Genomic DNA, 14,014 nt, shown 5'->3' on the forward strand with positions numbered 1-14,014 from the left:
GCTGCTCTAACAATTTGTATAACCGGTCATTTGCCATCCTTCTTCGTTCTGGAACGAGCATAGCCAAAACCCACTCATACAGCCTTATCCCCAGCTTCATACCTATTGCACCCGAGAGAATAATCATACTTAATTCTAGGATTCCGTGTGGAAGGATTCCACCAATTAAAACCTTGCTCGCACTGATTCCTTTTGAAGAGATAGTTTTTAGAAGAAAACCCAGGATCGCTCCATTCATAAGCAAAGTAAATGCCGGATAAATACCAAAGAAAAAAATCCCCAATCCGATCATCATCATTGCTACCATGACATTATTTCTAAAGATCAACCAAAAAATATCCGCACCCGTTTGTTCCTGCTTCGCACTTTTTAGGATACCGTCAATCATCCGCTTTAATGTTTCCGCAAATTGATCTGCACTTATATAACCGATTGCTCCACCCATCACCATCAGAAGGGCGGCAATCCCTATATAGCGCCGATTCTCCTGCAGTATATAACTTAAACGCTTTACCATCCGATGCTTCCCTTCCTTCAAATCTTTTCTTTAACTTGATCATATCACACTATCCCTTTTCTCTTTTCATTTCATACCGGCATATCCTGATCTTGTCCGCATACATATATAGTGGACAAAGCCTAACAGGGGGGTGTGACCGTTGTTCTGGATTGTAAACGCCAGACGGATTAAGCAATACCTTATTATTTTTACCGCTGCCCTTTTTGCGCTCGGCATTGCCTGGGCAGAGCGCGAAAACATCACGGTACTTGCGAGCGGAGGAAAATCAGGGCCGAACGCTGTGTACAAAGTTGATACGAAAGAAAAAAAACTCGCTCTCACCTTTGATATCAGCTGGGGAGAAGAGCGAACCGGCCCCATTCTGGATATCCTAGAGAAGAAAGGTGTCAAAAAGGCAACATTCTTCCTTTCCTCTCCATGGAGCCAGAGTCATCCGGACGTCGTAAAGCGCATCAAGGATATGGGATATGAAATCGGTTCCCATGGGCATAAGCACGTAAACTACAGTAGCCTGAGCGATGAAGAAATCCAGGCGCAGATTGGTAAAGCACACGGCATCCTGAAAGACCTCACTGGCACCGCTCCTAACCTGATCCGCACGCCAAACGGAGATTTTGACAAGCGTGTCCTCCGTATTGCGAACAACATGGGCTATACTGTGATTCAATGGGACACTGATTCTAGAGATTGGATGAATCCAGGGACTGAACAAATCGTTACAAACGTGATCAAAAAAGCACATCCAGGTGACATCATTCTCATGCATGCCAGTGATACATGTAAGCAGACTCATCTGGCACTTCCAACAGTGATCGATAAACTGCGCAGCGAAGGATACGAGTTCTTATCCGTCTCCGAGCTGCTCGCCGGCACAAAGGTCCAGACCAAAGAAGTACAATAACCATATGCATGTACCAAAAAGCCCGGCAATTCCGGGCTTTTTTGGTTTCGATATAAGGTCCATGCAGTTACATAATTAGACTGTATATTACACAACAGCAGTAAGTTAGCGTTATCCCCCTGCTCTCCCTTCAAGTAGAATCGCTTCCAGTTCCTCCACAGGATAAACGACCGTCCGCTTTCGTATGCTAAGTCATAAACCGACATCTTAACGAAAGGCGGTTACAACTATGACTCGGTCATTCAAACCTATCCGGTACGTACTAACATCTATGCTTGCCCTGTCGCTGTTCACCACAGGTTGTGGCGGTGGAAGCCCCGAGAAGTCTTCTTCCACATCAGGCAACTACAATGAAACAAAACAGATGGTGGTCGATATTCTTAAAACAAAAGAAGCGCAGAAGGCTATTAAAGAATCTTCTGGCGGCAGTGGGAAGATGAGCATCCAGAGTACCGGCGATCCAAAAGCAATGGAAGACCATCTTAAAACTCAGACCCATGAAATGATGCAAGACCCGAAATTCGCGGCAGCACTCGCAAAAGCGATGCAGGAAGAAAACAAAAAACTACTCAAAAACTTAATGAAGGACCCGGAATACCAAAAAATGATGCTTAGCATCATGAAAGACCCCGAGCATCAAAAAACAGTAACCCAGAGCATGCAAAGCCCGGCTTATCGCCAACAAACGATGACCATTATGAAAGAAGCCCTACAAAGTCCAATGTTCCGTATGGAGATGGTTACACTCATGCAAAAAGCACAGGAACAACTCATGAAGCCTGAAACAAAGGGCAAGGAACAAAAAGGGGGCCAGCAGGGGGGCCAACAAAAAGGCGGCGGCAAGGGTGGTGGTGGTGGCGGAAAATAAGCCGCTCCTACCTGGAATCAAATAAAAAACGGAAGGGGGCAGACTGCCTCACTTCCGTTTTTGCATTACGAACGTACAGGTGTCTTCTCGACAACTTTACGCGCCAGATCCATATATATCGTACCGATCAGCTCATTCTCCTGGTAGACCGAAGGCGCATAGCGCTCTTCGTCCCGCATTGGTTCTGGCTGACCGAGTGGAATTTGTGCCAGCGTCTCAGTTCCAAGCTCTTCTGACAGCTTCTCACCACCACCGCTTCCGAAGATCGGATCATGCTTACCGTCCTGGGTAATGTAGTACGACATGTTCTCTACTACACCGAGAATTTCATGATTCGTCTTAATCGCCATCGCACCTGCACGCGATGCTACAAAGGCAGCAGTTGGATGCGGCGTCGTCACGATGATCTCTTTGCTCTGCGGGATCATCTGATGAATGTCAAGCGCGACATCCCCTGTTCCTGGCGGCAAGTCAAGAATCATGTAATCAAGTTCATCCCAGTGAATTTCACTGAAGAAGTTTCGAATCATCTTGCCAAGCATAGGGCCGCGCCAAATAATTGGAGAGTTATCCTCTACAAAGAAGCCCATGGAAATCACTTTGACACCGAGACGCTGAACCGGCAGAACCATGTTGTTAATTACAACTGGACGCTGAGTAATTCCCATCATATCTGGAACACTAAAGCCATAAATGTCTGCGTCGATAATGCCGACTTTCTTACCAAGGCGGGCAAGTGCCACAGCGAGATTGACTGTTACGGTTGATTTACCTACCCCACCCTTACCGCTTGTCACGGCAATAAACTGTGTTTTAGACTCTGGACCAAGCAGTGGAGAGAGTTGGTTTAGACCTGCTCCATGTCCCTGTACCGTGCCATTCTGCGCTGCCTGTGCTGGGCTTTCGCCACGGATCAGTGCTGCTACACGCGCACGTTCTTCATCTGTCATCGCACCAAAACGCAGATCTACCTCAGATGCACCAAGCGCTTTAATGGCATTTACGACGTCTTCCTGAATCTTTACTTTCAACGGACAGCCCTGAATAGTCAGAACAACCTCAAGCGCTACCCGATCGTTATCAATCTGTATGTTGCGCACCATGCCGAGTTCTACCACACTGCGGTGAAGCTCCGGGTCTTCTACTCCCTTGAGCGCCTCAAGAACTTTATCTTCTGTAATCACTTTTATTCACCTCTTCACCATACGTTGCCATCATTATACCATTGACACCGCCTGCTTCCAAACTCATTGTACGTCCGGAACTCTCTCCCCTGAGCTGTATCGAAGTATACCCTGATAAATCGCGTTGGCCATCTGCTTCTGATACTGGTTTGTATTCATTAGCTGAGCTTCTTTATCATTAGAGAGAAAGCCCACTTCCACAAGCACAGCCGGACGCTCGAGCATACGCAAAATATAAATATCATCTGTTTGTTTAGCAGCCCGGTTTGTATTTTGTAGCACCCGTTTAATTTCTTCCTGAACAAGTGCCGCGATTTGTCCCGACTCCTTCACGCGCGGTGCGTAGAACGTCTGCGCTCCTGTCCATTGCTTGGACGGAATCGCATTTAAGTGAATGCTAATTAGCATATCCGCATTTTGTTCATTCACCATCTGCACACGTTTCTTCAAGTCTTCTACTTTTCTCCGGCTCCAGCCTTTTGTATCCGATTCAGCTAGATCATAATCTCCATCTCGCGTCATGACGACAACAGCCCCCGCCTGCTGGAGAAAATCCCGTAGATACATGCTAAGTGGCAGAGTCACATTCTTCTCTACAACTCCACCGGAACTACTCGCCCCTCCATCCGGACCTCCATGTCCCGCATCAATAACAATGACCTTGCCTGATAGCGGCAGAGACCAGCCTGACCAAGAACGATCCGTCGGCATGTTATAGGCGAACAGGGCAATCAGCAGCATGCAGGCTGTGATCCAGAGCAACGCTTTTCGCTTCATGTCTCCCCCTCTTCCTCTCCATCTTCTCCTTACAGCATATGTACAACCTCCCTCCTCATATGACACAGAAAAAGACAGGCCCTTATTGGACCTGCCCGATGCATGTTTACGGTTTATAACAATCGTAATTTGCGCTGTTTCCTGCCGTATGCAAGGCCATGCTGAAACCATCGACCCGCCAGATCTTCCGCGAGAACGGAAATCGAATACAAATCCCACTCGTTGAGGTGGCGGGACAGCCTATAATCGCCTGACAATGAATAGATCGAGGCAAATAGCCGCTTCATGGCGGCCCGTTCAATTTCTTTATCTGTCCGACCCAACTCATATTCTCGACTTGCATCCACACCGTGTATAAAAAAAGAGGTAATGATTTCAGCCAGATACTCTTCCACGATATAGCGCTGAAGCAATGTTAGATGCTCGATGGAAGCGCGGATCACATTTTCGTAGTACTGATAAACTTCTCGACGATCGATGCCTGACAGAAGCTTCTCGCGCATCATCTTTTCCCGTGCCCGGACATGCGTTTCAAAGGAAACAATGTTATTTTCCATGCGATCACCCTTATCTCAGTATATGCATCTTGCACTTAGCATACCCATCGCACAAAAAACAAAAACCGGCCCCACAAAGGGACCGGTTGAACGTTGCATATAAAAGATATAATTAACGTTTTGAGAACTGAGGCGCGCGACGAGCAGCTTTAAGACCGTATTTTTTACGCTCTTTCATACGTGGGTCGCGAGTCAGGAAGCCTGCTGCTTTAAGAGCGCCACGGAGTTCCGGGTTCGCTTCAAGCAGAGCGCGGGATACGCCATGACGGATTGCGCCAGCCTGGCCAGTAGTACCACCGCCGTTTACGTTAACAAGCACGTTGTACTTACCTTCTGTTTCAGTAAGAACGAGCGGTTGTTTTACGATCAGCTTCAGGGTTTCAAGACCAAAGTATTCGTCCATAGAACGTTTGTTAATAATGATTTGACCATCGCCCGGTACGAGACGTACGCGTGCAATAGAGTTTTTACGACGACCTGTGCCGTAGTATTGAACTTGTGCCACGATTTTTCCCTCCTTTTACTATCCGCGGATTTCCCAGTTTTCCGGCTTTTGCGCTTGATGCGGATGCTCAGCACCTGCATAAACGTTCAGCTTCGTGAACAATTGACGGCCCAGACGGTTTTTCGGCAGCATGCCTTTAACAGCAAGCTCGATTACACGTTCCGGCTTAGTAGCCAGCATTTGACCCGCTGTAGTCACACGAAGACCACCTTGGTAACCAGAGTGACGGTAGTATTTCTTGTCAGACAGTTTTTTACCAGTCAGATGTACTTTGTCAGCATTGATGACGATTACGAAGTCACCCGCGTCAATGTGCGGTGTGAATTCCGGTTTGAACTTTCCACGCAGAATGGATGCGATCTCGCTGGACAGACGACCAAGAGTTTGGCCTTCAGCATCAACTACATACCATTTACGCTCAACTTCCATTGGCTTTGCCATGTATGTGGTGCGCATTGTTTTCCCTCCTAAGAAACGATTGCCTAAATTGCTTTTAGTTTCCGATAACCATTATATTTTAAAAACCATCACATTCGGGGCTAGTGGGGTTTTAAAATACCGAATTTGATCTTACTATACATTGGGTATATAAGTCAAGATTTTTTATACGCCGGGTTGCGTTGTTTTTTACTGAACCGTCTGTGCGCCCACGTATTTCTGGATGGCTTCCAGAAAAATGAGGCCGTACCGTTCAAACTTAACATCTCCCATCCCTTTCACCCGGTGCATCTCTTCTTCATCGGCCGGGCGCAACTCACTCATCTCACGCAGAGTGCGATCTGAGAACACGATATACGGCGGAATGCCTTCCCGCTGGGCAATTTCCTTACGCACCGCACGCAGCTGCTCGAATAATGCATCATCAGGTGCTGCTTTCTGCTTCTCTACCCGGACCTTCCGCAGTACCTGCTCCCCGTTCTTAAGAACCGCCCACGATTTGGGCAGAAGGCTAAGTACGGGATACTTGCCTTCTGATAAGGCAAGATATCCTTCTGCTGTGAATAGATGAATGAGATCGACAATCTGCTTTTCCGTATAATTCGCCATAATCCCGTAAGTTGGTAAGCTGTTAAATCCCGTATCGAGCACTTTTTTGCTCCGTGAACCCTTCAGCACCCCTGCTACCATCGCCGCACCAAATCGCTCCCGCATGCGGTAGATGCAGGAGAAGATCTTCTGCGCGTCCACCGTACTGTCCACCATTTCCGCTTCGTCCGTACAGCTGCTACATGCCCCACACGCAGCTGGAGCCGCTTCACCAAAATATTGCAACAGATGCTGACGCAAGCAGTGTGTCGTATGGCAGTAATCGACCATCGCCTGCAACTTACGATATTCATTCTCTTTCCGCTCAGGTGGCAATTCACTCTGTTCGATGAAGAAGCGCTGTGTCTGCACATCTTGGGGACCAAATAGCAGGACACACTCCCCCGGTTCTCCGTCCCGACCCGCTCGGCCTGCTTCCTGGTAGTATGCTTCGATATTTTTGGGCATATTGTGATGAATAACATAGCGCACGTTCGACTTGTTAATTCCCATCCCAAACGCATTGCTTGCCACCATCACTTCCAGATCGTCATGCAGGAACCGCTCCTGCATCTCGCTACGCTCTGTATCGGATAATCCCGCATGATAACGCCCCGCCGTAATTCCCTTCCGCACAAGCAAGGCATGCAGCCCGTCCACTTCCCGCCGTGTCGCCGCATAGATGATGCCAGATTGCCCCTTGTTCACTTTTATATAGGAAAGAATGAAATCCTGCTTATTCTCTCCCTTCCGCACCAAAAAGGTAAGGTTGTCCCGGTCAAACCCGGATATATACACATTCGGATTGCGAAGGGCGAGCAGGCGAATAATATCCTCCCGTACTTCCTGCGTGGCGGTCGCGGTAAAAGCCCCGATCAGTGGGCGCTCAGGCATCTCTGCAACCCAGTCCGCAATCGCACGGTAGCTTGGACGGAAGTCGTGCCCCCACTGCGACATGCAATGCGCTTCGTCGATGGCGAGGAACGAGACTGGCATGTCGAGAATCATCGCTCGGAAGCCTGGTGCTTCCAGACGCTCCGGTGCGATGTATAACAGCTTATACTCTCCCAACCGTGCCGCCCGCATCCGAGCACTCACTTCGGAGCCGGACAGGGAGCTATTGATGAAGCTTGCCTGAATGCCCATACTAGCAAGCGCATCGACCTGATCTTTCATCAGGGCGATAAGCGGGGAGATAACGAGTGTCAACCCCGGAAACAATAACGCTGGAATTTGGTAACAGACGGATTTTCCGCCGCCTGTTGGCATGATGCCAAGCGTATCTTGTCTAGCAAGCAGGCTTGTTACAATTTCTTGCTGTCCGTTGCGAAAGGAAGCATATCCGTAATAGCGTTGGAGCTGCTTTTCCGCTTCTCTAAACATGTATGTCTCCCCCTTCATTAATCAAGCTACTTCAGGTATATATACCCATTTTATCTTCCCTATTACATTCCCTTTCGTCCTATTCTCGTAAATTCGGTAGAATAGGAAGAAAATACGTACAAAAGCAAGGAGAACCGAGCTAACAAATGAAGCATGTACATCCTTTGTCCATCGTGATGTTACTGACGATGATTTTTGTTTTCCTAACAGGATGCACTCCTGTCTCACAATCGAGCCCACCTACCGCTTCCAAAGGGGTTCTCGATTTACGCACATGGGATTTTGCACAGGATGGAGCCGTAAAATTGAACGGAGAGTGGGCGTTCTATTGGCGAGAACTACGCGAATCTCCTCCATCTCCTACGGTTTCCCGCCATTTTTTAACCTTGCCACACGTATGGAATGGATATGAATGGAACGGAACCAAGCTTCCAGCAGAAGGATATGCAACCTTCATGTTGACAGTACGACTGAACCCACACGAAAAAAATCGATTACAAGCCATCTACATGCCAATTGCTTCTACCGCATACCGACTGATTGTAAATGGACAACAACTGTCGACGAATGGTATTGTCGGAACGACGAAAGAGACAATGAAGCCTCAATATCTACCACGCTTAATCTATTTACAACCAGAAACAGACACGCTGCATATCGTATTACAAATTTCGAATTTCATGCATAAAAACGGTGGGATATGGAAAGAGATCCAGCTTGGTGACGCTCAGCAGCTTGCGAATTGGAAAGAAGGTACCATCATTAAGCAAAGCTTCTTCATCGCAACCTTTCTTGTGTTTGGGCTGTACCATCTCGCCATCTATATCCCTCGCCGCCGAGATGTATATTCCTTGTACTTTGGAATTTTCTGTTTCCTTATCAGCATTCGGGCAGCCTTACAAGATAACATCTCTTTAATTCAACTTTTTCCTAACTTCAACTGGGAACTCGCGCTCAAAATCGAATACTGTGCTATATTCATTGGGATTCCGACTTTCATGATGCTCATTCAATCTTTATATCCACAAGAAGTAAACAGAAAATTCGTTCGCATTATTCAGATGATAAGCTTGTGTTTTATATTCGTTACAGCTGTCACCCCAGCTAGTATCTATACTCGACTTATCACGGCATATTATCTCGTTATGCTTATTGTAATTACATACATGATATATGCCCTTGTTCTTACTGCCGTCCGCAAGCGGGCGTTCGGTATTGCTAACTGTCTCGCCGCAAATTTCTTTTTGATTACCGCGATTTGCGATATTCTGTACTACAATCAGATCATCCGTTATGGAAATTTCACATCGCTTGGTCTATTCGTATTTACGCTCGTCCAATTTACTAATCTATCTGTCTTTTATGCTCGTAACTATCGCGATGTAGAACAGCTATCTGACGAATTAAAAAACCTGAACAATACACTCGAACACCGTGTACAGGAACGGACGAAATCACTGGAGCGTTCCATACGCGAGACCTCTAAAGCAAGGGCCGAGATGTCAGCACTAGAAGAAAGAAATCGCATTGCAGGAGATATTCATGATATTGTCGGGCATACGCTGACAACAACCATTGTACAAATCGAAGCCGGCAAGCGACTCGTTGAGAAAGATTTGCCACGGGCATTAGAGAAGTTCGAACTATCACAAGAGCTCGTACGTAACGGATTGACTGAAATCAGGCGCGCGATCCGAATTGAAAATGAGGATGAGCAATCTTTTATCTTTCCGTATGCACTGGAACATCTCATTGCTGAAACGACAAAATATACAGGGGTGACAATCGATGCTTCGATCTCCCCTCTGCCTTCTCTTACTGTGGCACAAAAAAAGTTTATCTATCATGCACTGCAAGAAGGCCTGACAAACGGGATCCGTCACGGGCAAAGCACACACTTTATTTTCCTCCTGGAACGGCGGAATGCGACCCTGCACTTCGTACTCAAGGACAACGGCGTAGGCTCATCTGCCATCACATGTGGCTTCGGACTGACCATGATGCAAAAACGTGCTCGACAACTGAAAGGGGACGTCACCCTTTCATCACAATCGGGAAAAGGATACACAATCTCCATTACGATGCCAATCATCCAAATGGGGAAGGAGTCTCTCCTGTAGTATATCATGCTGAGAGTACGAGGGGACTTTAGGGCACAGTCTGTGCATCTTTTATAGAACCACTTCATTATTCCATTTATTTCTATATTATCAAAAAAGAGGCTATCTCGAAAGTAACTTCGGGACAGCCTCTTCTTAATTCTATATGGATAGAGAGTTAGATAACTCTTCTATTTTTTTCGCATTTTCCTCTAATACAATCATCGACGCACTAATCTCTTCTGTAGCAGCCGCTTGTTGTTGCGCGTGAGCATCGATTTTAAAGATCCCTTCTGTCATTTTTTCAACTGAATGTAAAATTTGATTCATTTTGTTAGAAATGTCATCCAGACTTCCCTTTGTATCCTGGGCTAACTTTCGTACTTCGTCCGCCACCACAGCAAATCCCCTGCCGGCGTCTCCCGCCCGCGCTGCCTCAATCGCAGCGTTCAATGATAATAAATTTGTCTGATCAGCAATACGCTTAATCAGCTTAAGTACATCCCCGATCATCATGATTTCAGACTTTGCTTCTCCGGAAACCGCGTTCAAATCACGCACCGCATCCGCTAACCCGGAAGCCCCCATTGCGATTTCTTCACTAGCTTTCGTTGTACTTAACGAGGTCTCAATCAGATTAGAAGCCATATCAATGAGTGCCTGTTGTTTGGTTAACGGAGACGTAATGCCCAGACAGCCAACAACCTTCCCATGAGAGTCCATAACGGGAATCGCTAGTCCTTGATAAGCAACTTGAAAAGATGATTCTGCCTTTGTGACCATTTGTGACATTCTTTTTTTCGCGTTCATTACTTGAGCAGACAAAACATTTGTTGGGATTTTATCCCCTACTTTAAGCTTCAGATGAATGTCACCCTCCAGGTATCCTAAAACCTCCAGTTCCCGATTTACAACAAGCACTGTACTGACCTGATTAAAAAGTTCATATATATGCTTTCCTGCTTCAATCGCATACTCTAGTTCCTTGCATATCTCTACTGTTTGTGTGCTCATAAGTATTTCCTCCTTGTATGTGCTTCTCTCCTACATGACTCTCTCTTGCTATCTCTATTTTTTTCTTAAAAAAGGGCCATTTCTCGCATCGCAAGAAATAGCCCCGAAATAAGATAAGGCTTTCGGTAACCCGGCTGTCATAGTTTACAAGAAACCATAGACCCGTGGCTTTGCGTCCTCACCTTTCAATGAGTTTGCCATTGTCGATGCACAATAATCTTTATCCTCAAAGTTTATAGTACCAAAGAAACATAGTCCCTTCCCAAAAAAATGCAATATTTGCACCATGTTCCTCCATAAGGTACTCTACTTGACTCCACAAACGACTGCCATCTTCCACCCCCCAAAAAAATCACCACATCATACTATCTGGCAATCTGTCATATTTCTGAATATGTTCGTACGTTCTTTGCAAACCACCGCGTGGCTTCACCCCTGCCCGTACCGCATACTCGTACTCTCGCACCCATTCCTTTTTCAATCCATATCGCAGCAACCACCGCAATAATACATACATTTTCACTTCGTCATCACGACCCACATAATACGCGTTGAACTGATGAATTCCTTCCTCATAGTCTCCTAGAGTAAACTGGATAATGAGCACTGCCGTGATCAACTCTTCGATTCTTGCATGAAACTGCTCAGGCTTTTTCGCAACTTTTTGCTCAAGTACACACTGCACCAATAAACTCTCACACTGTTCAAGAATCTCTTGTTTCTCTGTTTCTTGCTCAGCGAATGTAAGCAACTCGTCTAGTAAATCCGTCCACATCAGTTCCTGATCAGTATCATAGTTAAAAACGAGTGCAACCGCATCTGCCGTCCATTTCGCAAGCGGTTCTCTTGCCCTTTTCAAAGCCAGCACATCCCGGAAAAAATAACGCTGATCAATCATAATCGAACGGAACGGATCTTCTGTATTAAAGAGATACTCTCCACAAGCCCGACAGATAAGAATATAAAGCGCTTCAAACAATCTGGCTGGTTCCGCTCCATATTTCGGATCACCCGCAAACTTCTGCAATTGATCCATAAATCGTTTCACAACAAAACGCCACTTCGAACGCTCTTGCTTCGGAATGACTCGGTTCGGTGCCACATAATACTGGTTGTCCACATTTGTGATAAACTGTTCGATTTCCAACTTCACCTGCATAAAGTCAGGTTCCATCACAACTTTTTTATCACTTTTTCGTTCGACGAGAAACGCATTACAATCTTTCACCAGCTCATCTACTTGTTTTTCTTCTATTACTTTTTTGGGTATCATCTTATACATCTCTACAATAATCGTTTGCATATCCTTCTCAGATAGCTGTGATACCCGATTACGCAATTCAACGATTTTCATAAAAATTCCAGCCTTTTTCTTTTCAGTATAGCATGATCTACATGAGTCCATACCTTAATAGAAAACTCTAGATCTCTTACTAACGCCTCATTGCCGATTTTCAAGCAAGAAGTGCTGCATGAAGTAGTAAGTGGGAAGAAAAAAGGAGAGAATACACAGGAACGATTGCAAGGTAGGAAAAGGTAACTGTCTTTTCCTGTCCTCTAATCACTCCTATGTTTTCTCTCCCCATCTCTTTTTACACTACTCTTTATACTTCACATCCCACAAATACAGCCCCTGTGGCGGAACATTCACCTTGCGAACAGATGGACTCTTAGACGCAAGCATATCCTTCACATACTCCGGTGTCCAGCGGCCCTTCCCGACCTCAAGCAGCGCCCCCGTCAGCATCCGCACCATATTGTACAGAAATCCACTGCCCCGGAACGTCAGCCAAATATCTTGCCCCTGTCCCTTCACATACGGATCGCGCTCCTCTACATCAATCCGTATCTCATAGATGGTTCTCACCTTACTATCCACATGTGTCCGCACCGAACAAAATGATGTAAAATCATGCGTACCAATGAAGTGCTCGGCTGCCGCACGCATCTGCTCAATCCGAAGCGGTACGCGCACCCAATATGCTCGATCCAGCAAAAACGGATCGGACTGGCGTTGATTCAGAATGCGGTAGCGATACGTTTTCTCCACCACATCATACCGCGCATGGAAGTCAAACGGCATCTCTTTAGACTCTAACACCACAATATCATCGGGCAAAAACGTATTCATCGCTTGAACAAATCGCTCACCCGGTATACCACATGTCGTAATAAAGTGGGCGGTCTGATACCGGGCATGTACTCCCGCATCTGTCCGTCCCGATACCGCAAGCGATACCTCGTGGCCCACAAGTCGCTTCAATACCTTCTCCATCTCTCCCTGTACACTTGGCAGCACTCGCTGGCGCTGAAAGCCGTGATAAGCGGTACCTCGATATGAAAATACAAGTTTAATCTTACGTTCCTGCATCCTGCTTCCCCTTATGTGCGAAATACAATAATCACAACCGCTACAACCATAATCACGACTCCGAGTCCAACATCTACGACCCCATAGCGAAGCTGTCGATATTTCGTCCGACCCACGCCGCCGCGATAACCGCGCGCTTCCATCGCAAACGCAAGCTCCTCCGCCCGCCGGAACGACTGCACGAACAGCGGCACAATAATAGGCAGCATGCTCTGTACACGCTTAATGAGCGAACCACTAGAAAACGAAGCACCTCGCGACATTTGCGCTTTGGCGATTTTTTCAGTTTCTTCCATCAGTGTCGGAATAAAGCGAAGCGAGATCGACATCATCAACGCCAGCTCATGCGCCGGAAACCCCACACGCTTCAGCGGCGAAAATACACTCTCTAGCCCATCTGTCAACTGAATGGGAGACGTCGTCAGCGTGAGAAGCGACGCGGTCATCATCAACAAAATAATACGCGCCGATACAAACACTGCATCCCGCACGCCCTGTTCATGAATCTGGAGGAACTTCCACGTGAACAACAGCCGACCTTCTTCATTCATAAACAATTGCAACAATGCAGTGAGCACAATAATCCACAGTGCTGGCTTTAACCCACGCAGCACATACAAAATCGGCACACGGGAGATTCCAATCCCTACAAAACAGACTAAAGCCGCTACGATCATCGAAAGGGGCGTATTCGCCAAAAAAACAAGGATAAGAAACAGGCACGTGCCAATTAGCTTACTGCGTGGGTCGCAGCGATGCAATACCGAGTTTCCTGGCACATATTGACCAATCGGTACACGGTTCACCAA

Annotated in this window: 14 protein-coding genes and 1 riboswitch (1 of these 15 cut by a window edge); of the genes, 3 read left to right on the forward strand and 11 right to left on the reverse strand. The window is 46.6% G+C overall.

Annotated features, from left to right (window positions below):
* On the reverse strand, positions 1-517 hold the 5' portion of the coding sequence (locus tag CB4_RS00735; RefSeq protein ID WP_096463142.1) for a stage II sporulation protein M. 134 nt of this gene lie to the left of the window's left edge; only the first 517 of its 651 coding nucleotides appear in the window; the start codon lies at positions 515-517; the stop codon falls past the left edge of the window.
* A gap of 142 nt (positions 518-659) precedes the next feature.
* Between CB4_RS00735 and pdaB the strand changes: the two genes are divergently transcribed.
* Together pdaB and gerD are read left to right on the forward strand one after the other, a co-directional pair.
* The gene (gene pdaB / locus CB4_RS00740) at positions 660-1,421 is read left to right on the forward strand and encodes a polysaccharide deacetylase family sporulation protein PdaB (protein WP_096463143.1); all 762 of its coding nucleotides are present in this window, start codon (positions 660-662) and stop codon (positions 1,419-1,421) included.
* A 229-nt stretch (positions 1,422-1,650) separates the two neighbouring features.
* Positions 1,651-2,289 (forward strand): spore germination lipoprotein GerD, encoded by a 639-nt coding sequence (gene gerD, locus CB4_RS00745; RefSeq protein ID WP_231956109.1) that lies wholly within the window; start codon positions 1,651-1,653, stop codon positions 2,287-2,289.
* 65 nt (positions 2,290-2,354) lie between these two features.
* Here the strand turns inward: gerD and CB4_RS00750 are convergent, their stop codons facing one another.
* From CB4_RS00750 to recQ, 6 genes are all read right to left on the reverse strand, one after another.
* Positions 2,355-3,473 carry a P-loop NTPase gene (locus CB4_RS00750; RefSeq protein WP_096463144.1) on the reverse strand — a complete coding sequence of 373 codons (1,119 nt, stop codon included), beginning with the start codon at positions 3,471-3,473 and terminating at the stop codon, positions 2,355-2,357.
* 63 nt (positions 3,474-3,536) lie between these two features.
* Positions 3,537-4,250, reverse strand: coding sequence for an N-acetylmuramoyl-L-alanine amidase CwlD (gene cwlD, locus CB4_RS00755; protein ID WP_096463145.1), 714 nt, complete (start codon positions 4,248-4,250; stop codon positions 3,537-3,539).
* 113 nt (positions 4,251-4,363) lie between these two features.
* Complete coding sequence (locus CB4_RS00760; protein ID WP_096463146.1) at positions 4,364-4,807, reverse strand: hypothetical protein; 444 nt, start codon at positions 4,805-4,807, stop codon at positions 4,364-4,366.
* Positions 4,808-4,919: 112 nt separating this feature from the next.
* Entirely contained in the window at positions 4,920-5,312 is a 393-nt protein-coding gene (rpsI, locus tag CB4_RS00765; protein WP_096463147.1) for a 30S ribosomal protein S9, read from the reverse strand.
* A gap of 18 nt (positions 5,313-5,330) precedes the next feature.
* Positions 5,331-5,768: a 50S ribosomal protein L13 gene (gene rplM, locus CB4_RS00770; RefSeq protein ID WP_096463148.1), complete on the reverse strand. Its 438-nt coding sequence runs from the start codon at positions 5,766-5,768 to the stop codon at positions 5,331-5,333.
* A gap of 171 nt (positions 5,769-5,939) precedes the next feature.
* The gene (recQ, locus tag CB4_RS00775; RefSeq protein ID WP_096463149.1) at positions 5,940-7,721 is read right to left on the reverse strand and encodes a DNA helicase RecQ; all 1,782 of its coding nucleotides are present in this window, start codon (positions 7,719-7,721) and stop codon (positions 5,940-5,942) included.
* 146 nt (positions 7,722-7,867) lie between these two features.
* Between recQ and CB4_RS00780 the strand changes: the two genes are divergently transcribed.
* Positions 7,868-9,841: a sensor histidine kinase gene (locus tag CB4_RS00780; protein ID WP_096463150.1), complete on the forward strand. Its 1,974-nt coding sequence runs from the start codon at positions 7,868-7,870 to the stop codon at positions 9,839-9,841.
* A 141-nt stretch (positions 9,842-9,982) separates the two neighbouring features.
* Here CB4_RS00780 and CB4_RS21810 read toward each other — a convergent pair whose 3' ends face one another.
* From CB4_RS21810 to CB4_RS00800, 4 genes are all read right to left on the reverse strand, one after another.
* Positions 9,983-10,834, reverse strand: a complete 852-nt coding sequence (locus CB4_RS21810; protein WP_096463151.1) for a methyl-accepting chemotaxis protein — start codon at positions 10,832-10,834, stop codon at positions 9,983-9,985.
* A gap of 121 nt (positions 10,835-10,955) precedes the next feature.
* Positions 10,956-11,043: riboswitch (cyclic di-GMP riboswitch) on the reverse strand.
* Between the two features lie 143 nt (positions 11,044-11,186).
* On the reverse strand, positions 11,187-12,188 hold the full coding sequence (locus tag CB4_RS00790) for a hypothetical protein (RefSeq protein ID WP_096463152.1): 1,002 nt from the start codon (positions 12,186-12,188) through the stop codon (positions 11,187-11,189).
* 243 nt (positions 12,189-12,431) lie between these two features.
* Entirely contained in the window at positions 12,432-13,205 is a 774-nt protein-coding gene (gene truA / locus CB4_RS00795) for a tRNA pseudouridine(38-40) synthase TruA (protein WP_096463153.1), read from the reverse strand.
* 11 nt (positions 13,206-13,216) lie between these two features.
* Positions 13,217-14,014 carry an energy-coupling factor transporter transmembrane component T family protein gene (locus tag CB4_RS00800; RefSeq protein WP_096467574.1) on the reverse strand — a complete coding sequence of 266 codons (798 nt, stop codon included), beginning with the start codon at positions 14,012-14,014 and terminating at the stop codon, positions 13,217-13,219.

Source organism: Aneurinibacillus soli (genome assembly GCF_002355375.1).
GTDB classification, from domain to species: Bacteria; Bacillota; Bacilli; order Aneurinibacillales; family Aneurinibacillaceae; genus Aneurinibacillus; species Aneurinibacillus soli.

Coding starts and splice junctions, on each gene's coding strand:
- CB4_RS00760 (WP_096463146.1), bottom strand. CDS start 4,807: ATGGAAAATAACATTGTTTCCTTTGAAACGCATGTCCGGGCACGGGAA.
- rplM (WP_096463148.1), bottom strand. CDS start 5,768: ATGCGCACCACATACATGGCAAAGCCAATGGAAGTTGAGCGTAAATGG.
- CB4_RS00790 (WP_096463152.1), bottom strand. CDS start 12,188: ATGAAAATCGTTGAATTGCGTAATCGGGTATCACAGCTATCTGAGAAG.
- CB4_RS21810 (WP_096463151.1), bottom strand. CDS start 10,834: ATGAGCACACAAACAGTAGAGATATGCAAGGAACTAGAGTATGCGATT.
- cwlD (WP_096463145.1), bottom strand. CDS start 4,250: ATGAAGCGAAAAGCGTTGCTCTGGATCACAGCCTGCATGCTGCTGATT.
- gerD (WP_231956109.1), top strand. CDS start 1,651: ATGACTCGGTCATTCAAACCTATCCGGTACGTACTAACATCTATGCTT.
- recQ (WP_096463149.1), bottom strand. CDS start 7,721: ATGTTTAGAGAAGCGGAAAAGCAGCTCCAACGCTATTACGGATATGCT.
- truA (WP_096463153.1), bottom strand. CDS start 13,205: ATGCAGGAACGTAAGATTAAACTTGTATTTTCATATCGAGGTACCGCT.
- CB4_RS00780 (WP_096463150.1), top strand. CDS start 7,868: ATGAAGCATGTACATCCTTTGTCCATCGTGATGTTACTGACGATGATT.